The 16,669-nt window shown below is 70.8% G+C and carries 17 protein-coding genes and 1 tRNA gene; 11 read left to right on the forward strand and 7 right to left on the reverse strand.

Features of this window, described 5'->3' with window-relative positions:
- The first annotated feature begins 29 nt into the window (after window positions 1–29).
- Both P0R32_RS03525 and P0R32_RS03530 read left to right on the forward strand, forming a co-directional pair.
- Window positions 30–695 (forward strand): DUF7114 family protein, encoded by a 666-nt coding sequence (locus P0R32_RS03525; protein WP_276238550.1) that lies wholly within the window; start codon window positions 30–32, stop codon window positions 693–695.
- A 106-nt stretch (window positions 696–801) separates the two neighbouring features.
- A tRNA-Thr gene (locus P0R32_RS03530) sits at window positions 802–873 on the forward strand.
- A gap of 73 nt (window positions 874–946) precedes the next feature.
- Here P0R32_RS03530 and P0R32_RS03535 read toward each other — a convergent pair.
- The 4 genes from P0R32_RS03535 to P0R32_RS03550 all read right to left on the reverse strand — a co-directional run bounded on the left by P0R32_RS03535 (window position 947) and on the right by P0R32_RS03550 (window position 3,128).
- Window positions 947–1,228: a YgaP family membrane protein gene (locus P0R32_RS03535; protein ID WP_276238551.1), complete on the reverse strand. Its 282-nt coding sequence runs from the start codon at window positions 1,226–1,228 to the stop codon at window positions 947–949.
- A gap of 90 nt (window positions 1,229–1,318) precedes the next feature.
- Window positions 1,319–1,963, reverse strand: a complete 645-nt coding sequence (locus P0R32_RS03540) for a VOC family protein (RefSeq protein WP_276238553.1) — start codon at window positions 1,961–1,963, stop codon at window positions 1,319–1,321.
- A gap of 48 nt (window positions 1,964–2,011) precedes the next feature.
- Window positions 2,012–2,452 (reverse strand): cupin domain-containing protein, encoded by a 441-nt coding sequence (locus P0R32_RS03545; protein WP_276238554.1) that lies wholly within the window; start codon window positions 2,450–2,452, stop codon window positions 2,012–2,014.
- Window positions 2,453–2,519: 67 nt separating this feature from the next.
- Window positions 2,520–3,128 (reverse strand): metal-dependent hydrolase, encoded by a 609-nt coding sequence (locus P0R32_RS03550; RefSeq protein ID WP_276238555.1) that lies wholly within the window; start codon window positions 3,126–3,128, stop codon window positions 2,520–2,522.
- A gap of 106 nt (window positions 3,129–3,234) precedes the next feature.
- On the opposite strand from P0R32_RS03550, the gene P0R32_RS03555 reads away from it, so the two are divergent.
- Window positions 3,235–3,894 (forward strand): potassium channel family protein, encoded by a 660-nt coding sequence (locus tag P0R32_RS03555; protein WP_276238556.1) that lies wholly within the window; start codon window positions 3,235–3,237, stop codon window positions 3,892–3,894.
- A 318-nt stretch (window positions 3,895–4,212) separates the two neighbouring features.
- The gene (locus P0R32_RS03560) at window positions 4,213–5,094 is read left to right on the forward strand and encodes a dihydrodipicolinate synthase family protein (RefSeq protein ID WP_276238557.1); all 882 of its coding nucleotides are present in this window, start codon (window positions 4,213–4,215) and stop codon (window positions 5,092–5,094) included.
- A gap of 9 nt (window positions 5,095–5,103) precedes the next feature.
- Here the strand turns inward: P0R32_RS03560 and P0R32_RS03565 are convergent, their stop codons facing one another.
- A complete protein-coding gene (locus P0R32_RS03565) occupies window positions 5,104–5,865 on the reverse strand; it encodes a TOBE domain-containing protein (protein WP_276238558.1) in 762 nt (253 codons plus the stop codon).
- Window positions 5,866–5,930: 65 nt separating this feature from the next.
- Between P0R32_RS03565 and P0R32_RS03570 the strand changes: the two genes are divergently transcribed.
- From P0R32_RS03570 to P0R32_RS03590, 5 genes are all read left to right on the forward strand, one after another.
- Window positions 5,931–7,049, forward strand: coding sequence for an extracellular solute-binding protein (locus P0R32_RS03570; RefSeq protein ID WP_276238559.1), 1,119 nt, complete (start codon window positions 5,931–5,933; stop codon window positions 7,047–7,049).
- A gap of 48 nt (window positions 7,050–7,097) precedes the next feature.
- Window positions 7,098–8,078, forward strand: a complete 981-nt coding sequence (locus P0R32_RS03575; RefSeq protein WP_276238560.1) for an ABC transporter permease — start codon at window positions 7,098–7,100, stop codon at window positions 8,076–8,078.
- Window positions 8,078–9,091: an ABC transporter ATP-binding protein gene (locus P0R32_RS03580; protein WP_276238561.1), complete on the forward strand. Its 1,014-nt coding sequence runs from the start codon at window positions 8,078–8,080 to the stop codon at window positions 9,089–9,091. Before P0R32_RS03575 ends, P0R32_RS03580 begins: the two co-directional genes overlap by 1 nt.
- Before the next feature lie 84 nt (window positions 9,092–9,175).
- Window positions 9,176–10,294 (forward strand): putative sulfate/molybdate transporter, encoded by a 1,119-nt coding sequence (locus tag P0R32_RS03585; protein WP_390218863.1) that lies wholly within the window; start codon window positions 9,176–9,178, stop codon window positions 10,292–10,294.
- 33 nt (window positions 10,295–10,327) lie between these two features.
- Window positions 10,328–11,005, forward strand: a complete 678-nt coding sequence (locus tag P0R32_RS03590) for a DUF7384 family protein (RefSeq protein ID WP_276238563.1) — start codon at window positions 10,328–10,330, stop codon at window positions 11,003–11,005.
- Window positions 11,006–11,038: 33 nt separating this feature from the next.
- Here P0R32_RS03590 and P0R32_RS03595 read toward each other — a convergent pair whose 3' ends face one another.
- Complete coding sequence (locus P0R32_RS03595; RefSeq protein ID WP_276238564.1) at window positions 11,039–11,959, reverse strand: acyltransferase; 921 nt, start codon at window positions 11,957–11,959, stop codon at window positions 11,039–11,041.
- A gap of 125 nt (window positions 11,960–12,084) precedes the next feature.
- Between P0R32_RS03595 and P0R32_RS03600 the strand changes: the two genes are divergently transcribed.
- Together P0R32_RS03600 and P0R32_RS03605 are read left to right on the forward strand one after the other, a co-directional pair.
- Window positions 12,085–13,437 carry a glycoside hydrolase family 68 protein gene (locus tag P0R32_RS03600; protein WP_276238565.1) on the forward strand — a complete coding sequence of 451 codons (1,353 nt, stop codon included), beginning with the start codon at window positions 12,085–12,087 and terminating at the stop codon, window positions 13,435–13,437.
- A gap of 350 nt (window positions 13,438–13,787) precedes the next feature.
- Window positions 13,788–14,198 carry a hypothetical protein gene (locus tag P0R32_RS03605; RefSeq protein WP_276238566.1) on the forward strand — a complete coding sequence of 137 codons (411 nt, stop codon included), beginning with the start codon at window positions 13,788–13,790 and terminating at the stop codon, window positions 14,196–14,198.
- Window positions 14,199–14,334: 136 nt separating this feature from the next.
- Here P0R32_RS03605 and P0R32_RS03610 read toward each other — a convergent pair whose 3' ends face one another.
- Window positions 14,335–16,602, reverse strand: coding sequence for a GH32 C-terminal domain-containing protein (locus tag P0R32_RS03610; RefSeq protein ID WP_276238567.1), 2,268 nt, complete (start codon window positions 16,600–16,602; stop codon window positions 14,335–14,337).
- Window positions 16,603–16,669: the final 67 nt, after the last annotated feature.

The following is a 16,669-nucleotide window of genomic DNA, read 5'->3' on the forward strand; positions in this document are numbered from 1 at the left end:
TTTGCGTGTGCCCGGCTTATCTGGCTTCGATGGATGACGCCGCGCGGACTCGCGCCGCCGCGGAGCGGGCGGTCGGCGACGTCGAGCCGCCGGCGCTCCGGAGCGCGCTGACCGACCGCTTCGACGACGCCGAGATGACGCCGGGCGCACTCACGCTCCTCTCTGCTCGCGCGCTCGACCCCGATGTGGACCTCGCCGGCGTCGAGGACCACGCCGCCGGCGTCCAGTTGATCTACGAGGGGCTCAGACTCACCCGCGAGCTGTCGCAGACGGAGCCGTGGGCCGGCGCCGACCTCGACGCCGAGGGCGACATCGACGCCGACCTCGACGTGCTCGCGGCGGACGTGTCCGTCTCGCGCGGCTTCTACCTCCTCGCGCGCACTGCCGCCGCCGGGAAGGCCGTCGAGACGGTCCGCGCGTTCGGTCGCGACCAGACGCTCCGCCGCGACGCCGACGCCGAGGGCGCCGCCGCGCTCGACCGGAATCTGGAGGCGGACGTGTTCGAACTCGCGGTCGTCGCCGGCACCGCCGCCGTCGGCGCCGCCGCCCCCGCCGAGTTGCTGTCGTACGCCGCCGAACTCGCCGCCGGCGAGGACGACCGGATGCCAGCCGTCGGCGCGCTCCCAGACTCCACGAGCGAACGGATCGCTCGGCTGGCAGACGACGACCGCGTCGCCTCCTCGGCGGACTCCTGAGTGGGCGTGCGACGCGGGCGACCCGCTCGTCGTCCCGTGATACACCGTGTCTCTCGTGACCGCCAATCGTAACGCCTAAAGACGACTCCCGGCTATCCCTATTCGCGCCTGGGTAGCTTAGCGGTAAAGCGCGTCCTTGGTAAGGACGAGAGCCCGGGTTCAAATCCCGGCCTAGGCTTCTTCCGACGCCACGACCCCCAGCGGAGCCGTGGCTCCGCCGGGGTCGTCGGCAAAATGGGACCGACTGCCGCTCAGGCAGGGCGCTCGGTGCGCTCGATTTCCTGTTCTGCCTGCTCCTCCGTCGCCCCGCGGTAGGTGTTCAGGCCGAGCAGGCTGTTCAGCGTGCACTTCTGCACCGCGCCGGTCACCGTCAGGACGAGCCCGACGAGCGCGCTCGCGGCGATCACGACGGGGCCGAGCGTCACGACACCGAGCAGCGCCGCGGCGGCGACGATCAGGAGGATGGGGCCGACGACCAGCCGTACCGTCCGGTCCCACCCGCCGACGTTCTTCTCGCTGGGAATGAGTTCCATCTCTGATTCACCGCCCTACAGACGCGCCGTCAGAGCATAACCGTACGTTCGGTGGTGTGCCGACGGCGCCAGACCTCCGACGCGTCGACGTTACTCCGTGTACCCGGTTCCCGTCGCCGCGTCGGGAACCTCGTTCTTCACCACGTCCAGCCCCAACTCCTCGATTGCGGCCTCCATGTGCTCGTCGTCGACGTAGTCGGCGCCGGCGTCCACCCGCTTCGACTGGGCGACTGCCATCACCCGACCGCGCTCGTCGTCGGGCAACTCGTACTTGTCGACGACCAACTCGATGGTGAGGCCGTTGTGGTCGCGGGTGTACAGCGAGTGGAACGCGCCGCGGTCGAACTCGGCGAAGCGGTGGCCGTGCTCCGAGAGCGCCTCTTTGATCTCGGGCAACTCCTCGGCCTCGATGGAGAACGCGAGGTGGTGGACGGCGCCGATGCCGGGGCGCTGACCGGGGGCGTTGTCGCGGTCCTCCTCGACGAAGAACGTGATGATGCGCCCGTCGCCGCTGTCGAAGAACAGGTGCGTGACGTTCGGCGCGTCGAGGTTCGGCTGGCGCATCACCAGCGGCATCCCGAGCACGTCGCGGTAGAACTTCACTGTCTCCTCCTCGTTGGAGCCGATCAGCGTGATGTGGTCGGTCCCGGTCGTCCGCAGCAGACTGTCGGGTCGCTCGGCGGTCACGGGGATGTCGGACTGGTCGGCGGGCACGGGGTCGTCGTCGGTGCTCATACTCGAGTGAACGACCGCGAGCCACTTAGCCGCTCGCTGACATCCGTGTCACCTGCTACTGTCCGCGTCCCTCGGAGCGTCGTCGTCGACATCGACCGCGCCGCGGCTCACACCCGTCGCCAACGCGGTCACGTCGTTGGTGCGCTCGTCGCCGGTGTCGCCCGCGTCGCCGGTGTTGTCGGTGCCGGCGGGTTCGAACAGCGCGACCTTCGTCTCCGCGCGGGCGACGGGGCGATGTTCGACGCCCGCGGGGACGACGAGCAACTCGCCCGGGTCGAGTGTCACCGTCGGCTCGTCGCGGAACTCCACGTCGAGCGGGCCGCCGTCGACCACCCAGAACAACTCGTCGGCGTCGGGGTGGCTGTGCCAGACGAACTCGCCGTCCAACTTCGCGAGCTTCACCGCCTGTCCGTTCAACTCTGCGGCGAGTCGTGGTGACCACGGCTCGTCGAACGAGTCGAAGCCGTCGGTGAGCGACACTTTCTCCATGGGCGGTCGTCGGGTCGGACGCTGAAAAGCGGTCGCGTCGCCTCGGGCACCGGGCGTCGCGGCGTGGTTACCGTAGGTCCTCGATCAGCGTCTCTGGCACCGCCGCCAGTACCGACTCGGGGACGACTGCGACCGCGCGCTCGCCGCCGTCGACGAGCGTCCGCCGACCGAGTGCGTACACCGCCGACACGACGACGATTGTCGCGATCACCCAGCGAGCGGGGCCGTCGAGCACCGCGAACGCCGGCAGCGCCAGCGCGAGGCCCGCGAAGAAGTCCTCGGGGGCACCGTCGTAGCGGATCCAGCGACGCGGCGGGTGCCACCGCCCGCGCAGGTGCTCGTACACCGCCCGGTCGCCGGTCTGCTCCCACGGTCGGAGCTCCAGGTCCCCGCCGAACGCGTCGGAGACCGCGTGCAGCGCCGCCGCCAGGAGGAACACCGCGACGCCGACCGTCGCAGGCGAGGGAGCCACCGCGGCGAGCGCGACGGCCGCGAGGGCGGCGAGGCTCCCGTACGCCGGGAAGTGGAGGTCCTTCCGGTGGGCGCCCAGCAGGTCGAGGTCGGGCGCGAGCCCCCCGAGCGCGCCCCAGAGGACGAGCGGCCCGGCCTCGGGCGCCAGCGCGCTCGCCGCCACCCCGACCAGCACGCCCGCGAGGACGTGCGTCGTAGCCATCATGCCCAGATAGAGGTGACGAGCGGGCATAAGCGGACCGTGGGTGTGTTGCTCCGGGACCACACCGATCGGCGACAGCGATATGTGGTATGACGTAGCATAACAGGGCATGAGAGTCGTCATTGTCGGCTACGGCCGCGTCGGCGCGCGAACCGCCCGTGTCCTCGACGAGGAGGGACACGAAGTCGTGGTGGTGGACAACGACCACACGAAGGTGGAGCGCGCTCGCGAACGCGGACTGACGGTCGTCGAGGGCGACGGCTCGAACCCGGCGGTGCTCGCGGAGGCGGGCGTCGCCGACGCCGACGCGGTCGGTGCGATCACGGGCGACCCGAAGTTGAACTTCGAGATCTGCATGGAGGCGAAGGAGGCGACCGACTGCCGCACCGTGATGCGCGTCTCGGAGGACTTCCACGACGAGATCTACGACGAGTTCGAGCGCGCGGTCGACGAGATCATCTACCCCGAGCGCCTCGGCGCCGCGGGCGCCAAGACCGCCATGCTCGGCGGCAACTTCAACGCCATCGGCGACCTCACCGAGCGCCTCCAGATCGTCTCCGTCTCGGTCGGCGACGACGCACCCGTCCTCGGGTCGCGAGTCAACGACCTCGCGCTCGACGGCGCTCGGGTGTACGCCCACGGTCGCAACCGCCAGCCGCTCACGATCCCACTCCCCGGCACCACGGTCGAGGCGGGCGACCGCCTCGCGGTGCTGGCGGAGACGGACCGCGTCGACGACGTGCGGACGTCGCTACTCGGCGCCGACTGAGGTGGGGAAAGAGGCGGGGCCGCGAGGCCCCGACAGGCGGTGGGGGAACGCGCGCCTGTGACGCGGTGTCGAACAGCGGTGGGTGTGCCGGGCGCGACGGGGAGGGTGACTACCGGGAGTGCCCGCTCCGTGGCGGCCACGGGTCCGTGGCTCCCCTGTGCCCATCGGGCGGGTCCAAGCGGACCGATATAAAGACACGTCAGACGCCAGCCGCCCGTCTGACGCCTGTACGACCACGTTGTGGGCCGTTCACGTGGATCGAGCCAGACGGGTGACCCCGGGGGAACGCTCTTGGCCCGAGCCGGTGACACGACCGGTATGTACGGAACCGGGCCACCGCTGGTCACGCCGTTCGACGCCGACGGAGCACTGGACGAAGACGCGCTGCGCGAGTTGGTCGGGTGGGTCGAAGCGCGGGGCGTCGACTTCCTCGTCCCGTGCGGCTCGAACAGCGAGGCCGAGTTGATGACCGCCGAGGAGCGCGCCCGCACGGTCGAGGTCGTCGCCGACGAGGCCACCGTTCCGGTGCTCGCCGGGACAGGGAGCCCCGGCCTGACGGAGACGTTAGAGGCGACCGACGCCGCCGCCGACGCGGGCGCCGACGCCGCGCTCGTCGTCACGCCGTTCTACTACGGGCACTCGATGGCGACGCTGGAGGAGTACTACACCGCCGTCGCCGACGCCGCCGACATCCCGGTGTACCTCTACTCGGTCCCGGCGTACACCGACGTAAAACTCGACCCCGACACCATCGCGACGCTCGCCGAGCACCCCAACATCGGCGGCATGAAGGACTCCTCGGGCGACATCCAGACGTTCCAGCGCACGCAGCGCCGGGTCGCCGACCTCGACTTCGACCTCATGGTCGGCTCCGGTGGCGTGCTCGCGCAGGCGCTCGCGGCGGGCGGCTCCGGTGGCGTCCTCGCGCTCGCCAACATCGCTCCCGAGGCGACGACCGCCATCTACGAGGCCCACGAGGCGGGCGACCACGAGCGCGCCCGCGACCTCACCGCCGCCTGCGTGGAACTGAACTACGCCGTCACGGGCGGCTACAGCGTCCCCGGCCTGAAGTACGCGATGCGCGAACGCGGCGCCCCCGCGGGCCACGTCCGCTCCCCGCACCGTCCCCCGGACGACGACGCGAAAGCGGCGCTCGACGACCTGCTCGCGGAGTTCGAGGACCTGCGCGCCGACCTCTGAGTCGGCGGGTTACTCTGCTTCTCCGTCGCCACCACCCGCAGTCGTCACCGTCGCGCGCGTCGCCGTCGCCTTGAACGAGACGACCACGTCGCTGCCGACGGTCAGTCCGAGGCGGTCGGCGCTGTCGACGGTCACGAGCGCCGACAGCGTGGCGTTCGCGCCGACGTCGATGTGAACGTCGACGACGGCGTCGCCGCGGTCGACCGCCGTCGCGACGCCCTCGAAGCGATTTCTGGCGCTGGTCGCGTCCGGCGACGGCGTCTCCGTGGGGTCGTGCAGCGTCACCGCGTCGGCGCGGACGCTCACCTGCACGCGGTCGCCCGTCGCCGGCGTGGGGTCGCCGACGGCCAGCGCCCGCACCGCCCCGGCGTCGGTGTCGACCAGCGCCAGTTCGCCGTCGCGCCCGGTCACGACGCCCTCGAACACCGACTCCGTCGCACCGGCGGTCCCCGCGAGCGCCGCCGTCAGACGGTCGAAGCGCGCCAACAGCGCCGTCGCGTTCTCGGCGAGTCTGCTCCCGCCGCCGCCGGCGCCGCCGCGGCGGCGGTCGACGAGGTCACCGAACGCCCCCTCCAGCGTCTCCAGTCGCGAGAGCGCCCGTGCCCGCGAGCGACCCAACTCCGCGGCGGCGCCGCTCACCGACCCCGCCGCGGCGATGGCTCGCAGCAGCGCGGCGTCGCGACCGTCGAACGTCACCCCGTCGGCGACGAGGCTCGCCTCGAACCCCGCCGCGCCGTCGTCGGCCCCGCCGACCACCGCGTCGTGTCCCATCTGTCTCCCCCGTTCGCTCACCTGCTCCAAAACGGTTATGTGGACGCCGCGACTCCGATGTTTCTATGACGAAACAACGCCCCGGTGACACGGACGGGCGTGCGAGCAGGCGACGGTTCCTCGCGGCGACGGGTGCGGGCGCCGCGGCACTCGGCCTTGCTGGCTGTCTCGGCGGGGCCAGCGGGAGCGGGACGAGCGAGGGCGGCGGCTCATCGTCCGGGGGCGACGCCACGGGCAACGGCAGTGGTGACACCACGTCGGGCGGCGCCTCGGGCCTGGAGGACTCGATGACCATCTTCCACGCGGGGTCGCTCGCGCCGCCGTTCTCGACGGCCGAACCCGACTTCGAGGACGAGCACGGGGTCGACGTGAACCGCGAGGCGCAGGGGTCGGTCGCCTCGACCCAGAAGATCACCCAGCAGGGACGGTCGGCGGACGTGCTCGGCACCTCCGACTTCCGACTCATCCGCAACCGCATCCTGCCGGACTTCGGCGACTGGTACGCCATCTTCACGACGAACGCGATGTCGATCCAGTACCGCGAGGACTCCCCCGGCGCCGACGACATCGGGACGGACAACTGGTGGGAGGTGCTCACCCGCGACGACGTCACCATCGGCCACTCGGACCCCGCGGTCGACCCCGGCGGCTACCGCGCGGTGATGACCCAACAGCTCGGCGCCGAGGCGTTCGACGGCGAGCGCCTCTACGACGACGCGACCTACCAGAAGCTCCGAGAGAACTCGGTCGTCCCGACGGGGACGGAGACGAACCTGGAGGGCCAGTTGGAGTCGGGCGAGTTGGACTACGTGTTCTACTACCAGTCCATCTCTGCGAGTTCGGGCCTCCCGTACGTCGAACTCCAGCCGGAGGTCGACCTCTCGAAGGCGACCAGCGAGTACGCCAGCCACTACGCGAAGGCGGAGGTGGAGACCGACTCGGGCACGTTCACCGGTGCGCCCATCGCGTACGGTATCACGGTCCCGTCGGTCGCAGAGTCGCCGAACGCGGGCGCGAAGTGGGTCGAGTATTTCGCCACCGACGCGGGTCAGTCGGTGCTGGAGGAGTTGGGGCTGGTGCCGGTCGACCCCATCGTCGTCCCCGAAGCGAGCGGGGACGCCGTCCCCGAGAACGTCATGTCGGTCGCGAGCGCACAGGCGACGCTCGGACCGCTGGAACTGTAACCGGCCCCGAGCCGGAGTGATTTATGTCTCCCACCGATTGGACCCGCTATGGCAACCGGGACTGAGACGGGCGCGCGGCTCGACCGGTTCGGTCGAACGCCGCTGGCCGTCGCGTTCGGCGCCGTCCAACTGGCGGCGTTCGCGGCCGCCTACGCGGCCGACCGGCCCACGCTGTACGCGTTCTTCCTCGTCGGCAGCGTCGCCGTCGCGGCGTACGCGCTCGACGGGAGCGCCTTCGTCGTCGGCGCGGCGACGCTCGCGAGCGTCCTGCTCGTGGCGCTGGCGCTCCCGCTGGCGCTGTTCGTCGCGCGCCAACAGCCCTCGCTGATCGCCGAGGCGGCGCTCGACCCGGACGTCCACCGCGTGCTGTACCTCGGGGTGTACGGCCCGCTGCTGGCGGCCATCGTCAGCCTGCTGTTCGGCGTCCCGCTGGCGCGCCTGCTGGCGGACGGCTTCCCCGGCCAGGCGGTCGTCGAGAGCCTCGTCGACCTCCCGCTGGTCGTCCCCCACAGCGTCGCGGGGATCATCATCCTGTTCGGCTTCGGGCGCGGCGGCGCCTTCCCGAACGTCTCGGTGCTCGGGACGATGACGGGGATGGTGCTGGCGATGACGTTCGTCTCCGCACCGTACGCCGTCAACGCCACCCGCGAGGCGTTCGAGTCCATCGACGACCGCCTCGAGTACGCCTCGCGCATCCACGGCGCCTCTCGCTTCGAGACGTTCCGCCGGGTCACCGCGCCGCTCGCGGTCCGCGGGATGGTCACCGGCGGCGTGCTCGCGTGGGCGCGGGCCGTCTCCGAGTTCGGCGCCGTCGCCGTCGTCGCCTACTCGGTGTCGTTCTTCTACCCGCCCGCCGGTGGGGAGGTGACCGCCCAGCACGCGCCCGTGTTCGTGTACAACACCTACCTCCAGAGCGGACTGGAGGAGAGCGGCGCCGTCGCGTTCCTCCTGTTGGCCGTCTCGGCGGTCATCTTCCTCATCGTGCGCTACCTGACCGACGACGGCGGCTCAACCGGTGGTGTCGCCTGATGGGTCTGCACGCCGACGTGTCGGCTACGTTCGCCGCCGACGGCGCCGAGGCGTTCGTCGTCGACGCCGCCATCGAAGTCGAGCGCGGCGAGAGCCTCGTGGTGCTCGGCCCCAGCGGGAGCGGGAAGACGCTCCTGCTGGAGACCATCGCCGGCTTCCACGCCCACGACGGCACCGTCTCGCTCGACGGTGAGGCGCTCGACGGTCGCCCCCCGGAGCGGCGCGACTTCGGCTTCGTGTTCCAGGACTACGCGCTGTTCCCCCACCTCACGGTACTGGAGAACGCCGCCTACGGCACCCGCTACCGCGACGACCACGGCGACCCCGAGGCGCTGCTGGCGGAACTGGGCGTCGCCGACCTCGCGGATCGGTACCCGCCGACGCTGTCGGGCGGGGAGAAACAGCGGGTCGCGCTCGCACGGGCGCTGGCGGTCCGGCCCGAGGTGATGCTGCTCGACGAACCGCTGGCCGCGCTCGACGTGCCGACGCGACAGGCGCTTCGGGACGACCTGGCGACCGTCCTCGACGACGTGACGGCGGTGTACGTCACCCACAACCGGACGACCGCCCGCGCGGTCGCCGACCGCATCGCGGTGATGCGCGACGGGCACATCGTCCAGACCGGCACGCCCGAGGACGTGTTCGAGCGGCCGGACTCTCCCATGGTCGCCGCGTTCACCGGGTCGAACGTCGTTGCCGCCGACGCACTTCGGGAGGCGGTCGACCTCTCCCCCGACGCGACGACGGTCGCCGTCCGCCCCGAGCACGTCTGCATCGATGCCGACGGTCCGATAACCGGCGAGGTCGCCCGCGTGGTCCGAGAAGACGCGGCGGTTCGGGTGCTCGTCGACCTCGACGTGGCCGTCCCTGCCGCCGGTGGACGGGCAGACCCGTTCGGCGAGGGGGGCGACACCCGCCTCTCGGTGTTCGTCGCCGACCCGCCCGCCGCGGGCGACCGCGTCCGCCTGTCGGTGCCGCGCGACCGGCTCACCGTCTACACCGACGAGACGTAACTCGATCTGGTTTCGACTCGATCCCTCGCCGACCGGATCCAGTTTCCGGACACGCTCAAGTAGATCGCGACGAAGCGTGAGGTAGTGGCGCTCTCGGAGCGATTCGAACCGACTCGTGCGATCCGATTCGACCTCGGTGAGTGGACCGGCGCGGTCGGAGATTCGGTTACGGTGCTCCCGATCGTTGTCGCCCTCGCGGCGCTGACGCCCGTCTCGCTCCCGCACGCGCTGTTGTTCTTCGGCGGCTTCCAGGTCCTGTGGGGGGTGGTGTACGGCCTGCCGCTCTCCGTCGAGCCGATGAAGGCGCTGGCGGGGTTGGCGCTGGCGGGCGCGCTCACCGCGGGCGAGTACGTGACGGCGGGCCTGCTCGCGGGCGTCGTGCTCGTCGTCGCGGCGGCGACGGGCGCGCTCTCGCGCGTCGAGCGGTACGTCGGCGAACCCGTGGTCCGCGGCATCCAGTTGGCGGTCGCGCTGCTGTTGCTCCGAGCGGGGGTCGACCTGGGGCTCGCCGAGCCGACGCTCGCGCTCGCGGCCGCCGGCGTCGCGGGCGTCGTCGCACTGGCGGGGTTCCGGCGCGGCGCCGCCCTCGCGGTGCTCGGCGTGGGTCTCGCGCTCGCGCTCGCGGAGACGGGCGTGCCGAGCGCCGATCTCCCCGCGTTCACCGTGTTCCCCACGGCGGCGCCCGCGCTCACGACGCCCGCGCTCTCGGCGACGGCGGGCCAACTCGCGATGACCGTCGGCAACGCCGCGGTGGCGACGAGCCTCCTCCTGTCGGACCTGTTCGACGCCGACGTGGCCGCCGACCGCCTCTCGGGGAGCATGGGTGCGATGTGTCTGTCGGCGGTGCCGCTGGGTGGCGTCCCGATGTGTCACGGCTCGGGCGGCCTCGCGGGCAAACACGCCTTCGGTGCGCGCACCGGCGGTGCGAACCTCGTCCTCGGCGGTCTCTACCTCGCGGCGGTGCCGTTCGCGGGCGTCGTCGCCGCGTTCCCGATGCCGGTGTTGGGGGTCGTCCTCGGCTTCGTCGGCGTCCACCTCGGTCGGCGCGCGGTCGGCGTGGAGGGGCGCGGCGCGCTCGCGCTGGTCGCGCTCGTGGGCGTCGTCGGGGTCGGGTGGAACGTCGGGGCGGCGTTCCTCGTCGGTCTCGTCGCCGACGCGCTCCGCCGTCGACTCGCCGCCGACGCGGCGACGACTGCGAACTGACCGGCTTTTCACGGTGGGCGACGACGGACGGGTATGGAGACGTGGGCGACGCTGTTCGACCGCGCGGCCGCCGTCGGCGTCGGTGTCGACGAGGTCTCGGCGACGCTCGCCGAGCGCCGCGACCGGAACCGCAACCGCGCCGCCGCCGACGGTGCGGACACCGAGACTGACGGCGACGACACCGCCGACGACACCGCAGACGACACCACCGACGACGCCGACCCGGACCGAGTGGGCGACCGCCCGGAGCCGTCGCCGGCCCGCGTCGTCGCGGACGCCGACGTGCTCGCGGCGGACCTGCTCGTCGGGGACGCCGCCCGCGACGCACTCGACCCGCTCCGGGCACACTCGTGGACGACGCTCGTCGCCAGCGACGCCCTGCTCGACGACGCGGAGGCGGTGGTGGAACGCCTCGCCGACGCGGACCTCGCGACGGCGTGGCGCGCGACGGTCGAGGCGTGGCGCGAGCCGGTGGTCCAGCCGCCGGGGGACCACCCGGCGCTCGCGTCGGCGTACCGCGGCGGCGCGATGCACGTGCTCTCGTTCGACGACCGCCTCACGGCGGCGGGGACGGGCGCCGGCCTCACCGACCGCTTCCCGGTGAGCGTGCGCGACCCGCGCGCGTTCGCGGCGCTGTTCGACGCCGAAAAACTGTACCCCGAGGTCGGGGACGGCGCGTATCCGGGTCCGGATCGGGACCCGCGGGCGTGAGAACGGTGGCGGCTGTCGAGTTCGCGAGCGGTGTCAGTTCTGCGGCGCGTCGACGCCGTCCGGCGGCGTGAGGTCGCGCTGGAACTCGTCGAACACGTCGAGGTCGTCGGGCAGGTCGTACTCGATCTCTCGCTCGTCGGCGCGGTTGACCAGTTTCTCCTCGACGGGGTCGGCGACGGACTCCCAGCCGGGTTTCACGCGGATATCGCGCGCGGGCGACCCGGCGACGATGTGGTGGTCCGGCACGTCGCCTTGCACGGTCGACTTCGCGCCGACGACCGCGTTCTTGCCGATGCGGCAGCCCGCGCGCACCATCGAGTCGTAGGTGACGCGCGCGTCGTCGTCGACGATGGTGTGGAAGTTCCGTACCGCCGTCTGGTCGTTCACGTCGTGGTCGTGGCTGTAGATGTGGGCGGAGTCGGAGATGGAGACGCGGTCGCCGATGGTGAGCCTCCCGCGGTCGTCGAGGTGGACGTCGTCGTGGACGACGGTGTTGTCGCCGATCTCGATGTTGTGGCCGTAGGTGAACGTGATCCCCTTGAACAGCCGGAGGTTGTCGCCGGCCTCCGCGAACAGGTGGTTCGCGAGCATCTGGCGGAACCGCAGCGCGAAGTCGATGTTGTCCGCCATCGGCGTGTCGTCGAACTGGCGCCACAGCCACTGGAGGTGCTTCGAGCGCGTGTACTGCTCCTCGTCTTTCTCGGCGTAGTACTCCGACTCCAGCGTCGCGTTACACGGGTCGTACCCCTGCAAGCGCACGCGCTCTGCGGGCGTCACGTCTTCGCCGGCCTGCCACCGCTCGTAGGCGTCGCGGTCGCCGAACAGGTCCACGAGCGTGTCGCGGACCACCTCACAGGTGTCCTCCTCCGACGAGAGTCGGTCGTCCACCTGTTCGATGAAGGCCGTGACCCCCTCGTCGGCTTCCGCCGGCAGGGACACGTGACGCTTGGTCATAACTGATTGATACTCCACCACGAGACAAATGGGTTCGGATATGCGAAGCCAGCGACGAACCGTCGGGGATCCGCCGACGCTGGCGAAGCGACAGCGGTTAGGAACTCCCATCCGTGCCTCCGTCCATGACCGACATCGACCCCGTCTCCGGGGACGACCCCGCACGGGACGCGGCGGCGATTCGTCGCCGGACGCCGGCGTGGACCCGCGAGCAGGCGAGTCGCCTCGCTCGCGTCGACGACGCAGTGAAGCCCGTCATCTACCCGCCTGCCGACCCCGTCAGCGACGAGGTGTACCTGTGGGACACGTGGCTGTTGCGCGAGCGCGACGGCTCCATCGCCGACGTGGGCGGCTACCGCGTCGCCTTCGCGCTCACCGCGCCGCGCGACCTCCTGCCGGGCAAGCGCCACGACGTGGCGACGATCCGCTGTTTCTACTCCGCCGACGGCGAGTCGTGGGAGAACGCCGGCCCCGTCTTCGAGCACAGCGACCCGCTCGGCTCCCGCCAGTGGGCTGGGTGTGCGCTGTGGGACCCCGACGGCGAGGGGCCGTCGGACCTCTACTGCTACTACACCGCCGCCGGCGAAGCCGGTGAGGAGGACCTGAGCTACACCCAGCACATCGCGCTGGCGACCGGCGGGACGCTCGCCGTCGAGGGCGACGCCGACGACCCGGACGGCCTCGCCGTCGAGGGGACCTTCACCCACGAGTCGCTGCTGCGCCCCGACGGCGTCCGATACGAGACGGAGGAGCAGTCGCGCGGGATGATCTACACCTTCCGCGACCCGTGGTTCTTCACCGACCCCGCGACCGGCGAGACGCACTTGCTGTTCGAGGCGAACGTCCCAGTCCCCGAGGGGAGCGACGCCTGCGACGGCGACGCCGCCCTCCAGGAGTTCAACGGCGCCGTCGGCATCGCCGACTCCCCGACGGGCGACCCGACCGACTGGGAACTGCGCGACCCGCTGCTCCACTCGACGTGCGTCAATCAGGAACTGGAACGCCCGCACGTCGTCGTCCGCGACGGTCGCTACTACCTGTTCGTCTCCAGCCACGAACACACGTTCGCGCCCGGCATCGAGGGGTTCGACGCGCTGTACGGCTTCGTCGCCGACTCCCTCCACGGCGAGTACCGCCCGCTCAACGACACCGGGCTGGTGCTCACGAACCCCGGGAATGCCCCGTTCCAGACGTACTCGTGGCTCGCGTTCCCCCACGAGGAGGAACTGCTCGTCACCTCCTTCTTCAACTACTACGACTTGGAGGGCCGGAGTCTCGACGACGTGGCCGACCTCCCGCCCGAGGAGCAGTTCCGCCGCTTCGGCGGCACGCTGTCGCCGACGATCCGGCTCGAACTGGACGGCGATCGGACCCGCGTGCTGGGGAAACTGAAGCACGGTCACATCCCGCTGCCGCACGAGGCCCTGCCGGAGTTGCCGACGCGGAGCGTCGGGGGGCGGCGCGGCGGGTATAGCTGAGACGCTTCTTCCTCTCGGTCGATTCCCTTTGCACGTCTCCGTGACCGCTGGAAAGCGGGTACTGGATCTGGCTCGCTTGGGTCGTGTGCAGAAGCCGTGTCTCTCGAACGGTTCGGACCGAACTGATTGATAGAAGGAGACTGCGTGTCGACTGTTCTGTGTTACTCTTGAACGGGTTCCATTTCTCCTTCACAGTTGATTATCTGTGGAACTAACTATCAAGTCACAGCTCAAACAGTTCTCAAATGGTTCGTTGGCTTGCAATCGGACTCATTGTCATCATCGGGCTGGTTGGATGTGCTGCTGTCCCGTTTGGAGAACCTACCGCGCAGAAGAAGCCAGCGCCAGTGATGCTCGTGAACAACGCGAGTCAACCGGAGACATTCACGGTTGGCGTGGTTGAGGAAAGCGCTAACTTAACAGTACACCGTCAGGACGGAGACATCGCTAACTATGCACCCGGTCCCGGTTCTACTACGATCTATACGACTAGCAATAATAAATTCGTCAAAATCGAGTTTCCTGAGTCGGCCACACTTCATGGCGAATATACCCTCCAACCAGGCGAAGAAAAGCTGATTAACGTCAGTGGGGTCGCTCCCGATGAGGCGATCGTCGTTCTCGTGTACGACGAGGAAGACGGCACGTACCGTGCAATAAAATCGCTCAGCTGTGGCGGGGCCATCCTCGGTTACCGGATTACGTCACAAGCAGGGGGCTCCGACGACTGGACGATGTCCACACATTCGTGTTCCCACTGAGAACTTCTGGCCTGTCTCTGACGCTATCCGGACCGAACGCTGATCGCCAAGTTCGTGCAGCGAGCGATCCGCTGCACCACGTGAAGATATCTCGGATACGGCTCGTTCGACTGGTCGAGTTCCTCCACGTCGACAGTTACCGCCCGGTCGACGTGGGCCACGTGCCAGCCATCCGCCAGGCGTCGACCGCGACCGACCCGGCACCGCCCTCCGCGAACGCCGAGACGCGGTCGGCGTCGTCGCGTGTCGGGTACACCCGCGTCGACAGGCAGTGCCGCTCGTTCGCGAACAGCTCCAGCGTCGAACCGTCGACGAACACCCGCAGGTCGACCTCGTCCAGCGGTTCGCCCTCGTCGCCGACGGGCATCCCCCGTGGCGCGCGGTTCGCGCGCTCGTCGCCCCCGCTCTCGCTTCGGTCGACGGTCACCGTGTCGCCGTCGAACCGGATCACCGTCCGTTCGCTGCCGGCGGGCGACTCCAGCACCGTCAGTCCCACCTCGTTTGCGTCGCCGAGGTGGAGCGTCGCCTCGACGTCGATGCTCGCGCCCCGGGCGTCCAACAGTCGTTCCTCGTCGTCGAGGCGCACGTCGGCGCTCGTCGCGTCGGCCTCGCGCAGGTCGGTCAACTCCGGCGCCGGGCGTTGGCGGAGGCGACCGTCGTCGTCGGTGTCGACCACCCGCGGCACCGACATCGTCCCGGACCACCCGGCGTCCCACTGCGCCGACGCGTCGCGCGTCTCGACGAGCCACCCCCACGTGAGGTAGCGGTCGTGCTCGTCGTCCCACAGCGACTGCGGCGCGTAGTAGTCGCCGTGGTCGAGCAAGCCTGACTCGCGCACCTCGAACGCGGGTGCGGCGTCGTCGCTCCCGGCGGGCGCCTCGGCGTCGCCGAGATCGGCGTCCCCGAGGTAGTACGCCACGCGGTCGTCGTCGGAGACGTGCAGGAGGCGGGTGTCGCCCCCGTCGAACGTCAGGAGTTCCGGGCACTCCCAGACGGGCGCGCCGCGTGGTCCCTCACCGGCGTGGAACACGCCGACGTACTCCCACTCGTCGAGCGTCTCGCCGCGGTACAGCAGCGCCGCGCCCTCGCCCGAGTGGTCGCCCTCGCCGTCGACCGCCACGTCGTCGTCGGTGACGCCGGAGCCGATGAGGTGGTACCAGACGCCGTCCTCGCGCCACACGCAGTGGTCGCGGAACTCGGCGGCCCAGTCGGCCGTCTCGTACACGTTCAGGCCCTCTGGTGCCGACTCGATCACCGGGTTGCCGGCGTGTTTCTCCCACGAGCGCAGCATCGGGTCGTCGGTCGTCGCGAGGCACGGGAGTTGGTCGCGGTCGCGCCCGCCCGTGTAGAGGAGCGTGGGCGTGCCGTCGGTGTCGATCACGGTGCAGCCGGACCAGCAGCCGTCGCGGTCGGGACCGTCCGGGTCGGGCGCGAGCGCGACCGGTTCGTCGTCCCAACGGAGCAGGTCGTCGCTCGTGGCGTGGCCCCAGTGGATCGCGTTGTGGAACGGCCCGCCGGGGTTGTACTGGTAGAACACGTGGTACGTGCCGTCGTGTTTCACCAGCCCGTTCGGGTCGTTGAGCCAGTTGGCCGGCGGCGAGAGGTGGTATGCCGGGCGGTGGTGGTCGGCGGCGAGGCGCTCGCGGAGGGCCGCGAACCCCTCGGGTGTGTCGGGGCGCCCGGTGAACGCGGGGAGGGTGTCGCGCCCGAGTGTCGCGAACGCGTTGCGGAGCAGGCGGTCGCGGGCCGGCGCGTGGCCGTCGTCGGGCCCGTCGAAGCGGAGGGTGCCACCGAGGCCGAGCACCGCGCCGTCGCCGACGCGCCACTCGATCACGGCTGACTCGTGGTGGATGTCGTGGCCGCCGTGGGTCGCGCACGCGAGTACGTCGCCCGCGTCGGGGACGACCGCGTCGTAGCGGGCGTACGCCGCCTCTCCACCCGGGCCGACGAGCGGGACGCGCGGCGGCGATCCGTCGGCGTCGCCGGGACCGCGGTCGAACCCCTCGAACAGCGGGTGGTCGGCGTGGAGCGACCGGACGCGGTAGCCCGCGACGTCGTCGGCGTCGCTCGCGCCCGTCGCGTCGGGCGCGACCGCGTCGACGCCGAGCGGGTCGACCGCCGGGAGCGCGCGAGCGCCGAGCACGAGGCCGCCTCCGTCTGCGAGGTACGCTCGGATCGCGGGGGCGGCGTCGGCGACCGGCGCCGCGCAGTCGGCGAACGGTGCGTCGCGGTGCCACCACAACACGTCGTAGTCGGACAGCGCGGCGTCGCCGTCGGCGACGGCCGACAGCGACACCGGTTCGACGGCGGTGGCGACCCGCTCGGCGGCCGCGAACGCCGCCCGACGCTCGGCGCTGCGCTCGTCGGCCGCGAGGACCCCAACGCGAACCGGGGCTGGATACATGGCTCGAACGAATCACTCGGTGACGAAAAAACGTTCCCGTCGGCGGCTCCGGACACGCCGTCTCCGG

It is taken from the genome of Halobaculum marinum (assembly GCF_029338555.1).
Taxonomy (GTDB): Archaea; Halobacteriota; Halobacteria; order Halobacteriales; family Haloferacaceae; genus Halobaculum; species Halobaculum marinum.

What these genes read in the sequence shown, in the direction of transcription:
- P0R32_RS03610 (WP_276238567.1), bottom strand. Translation starts at nt 16,602, where the DNA reads ATGTATCCAGCCCCGGTTCGCGTTGGGGTCCTCGCGGCCGACGAGCGC.
- P0R32_RS03555 (WP_276238556.1), top strand. Translation starts at nt 3,235, where the DNA reads ATGAGAGTCGTCATTGTCGGCTACGGCCGCGTCGGCGCGCGAACCGCC.
- P0R32_RS03535 (WP_276238551.1), bottom strand. Translation starts at nt 1,228, where the DNA reads ATGGAACTCATTCCCAGCGAGAAGAACGTCGGCGGGTGGGACCGGACG.
- P0R32_RS03590 (WP_276238563.1), top strand. Translation starts at nt 10,328, where the DNA reads ATGGAGACGTGGGCGACGCTGTTCGACCGCGCGGCCGCCGTCGGCGTC.
- P0R32_RS03560 (WP_276238557.1), top strand. Translation starts at nt 4,213, where the DNA reads ATGTACGGAACCGGGCCACCGCTGGTCACGCCGTTCGACGCCGACGGA.
- P0R32_RS03595 (WP_276238564.1), bottom strand. Translation starts at nt 11,959, where the DNA reads ATGACCAAGCGTCACGTGTCCCTGCCGGCGGAAGCCGACGAGGGGGTC.
- P0R32_RS03575 (WP_276238560.1), top strand. Translation starts at nt 7,098, where the DNA reads ATGGCAACCGGGACTGAGACGGGCGCGCGGCTCGACCGGTTCGGTCGA.
- P0R32_RS03540 (WP_276238553.1), bottom strand. Translation starts at nt 1,963, where the DNA reads ATGAGCACCGACGACGACCCCGTGCCCGCCGACCAGTCCGACATCCCC.
- P0R32_RS03525 (WP_276238550.1), top strand. Translation starts at nt 30, where the DNA reads ATGGATGACGCCGCGCGGACTCGCGCCGCCGCGGAGCGGGCGGTCGGC.
- P0R32_RS03580 (WP_276238561.1), top strand. Translation starts at nt 8,078, where the DNA reads ATGGGTCTGCACGCCGACGTGTCGGCTACGTTCGCCGCCGACGGCGCC.
- P0R32_RS03570 (WP_276238559.1), top strand. Translation starts at nt 5,931, where the DNA reads ATGACGAAACAACGCCCCGGTGACACGGACGGGCGTGCGAGCAGGCGA.
- P0R32_RS03565 (WP_276238558.1), bottom strand. Translation starts at nt 5,865, where the DNA reads ATGGGACACGACGCGGTGGTCGGCGGGGCCGACGACGGCGCGGCGGGG.
- P0R32_RS03550 (WP_276238555.1), bottom strand. Translation starts at nt 3,128, where the DNA reads ATGATGGCTACGACGCACGTCCTCGCGGGCGTGCTGGTCGGGGTGGCG.
- P0R32_RS03600 (WP_276238565.1), top strand. Translation starts at nt 12,085, where the DNA reads ATGACCGACATCGACCCCGTCTCCGGGGACGACCCCGCACGGGACGCG.
- P0R32_RS03605 (WP_276238566.1), top strand. Translation starts at nt 13,788, where the DNA reads ATGCTCGTGAACAACGCGAGTCAACCGGAGACATTCACGGTTGGCGTG.
- P0R32_RS03545 (WP_276238554.1), bottom strand. Translation starts at nt 2,452, where the DNA reads ATGGAGAAAGTGTCGCTCACCGACGGCTTCGACTCGTTCGACGAGCCG.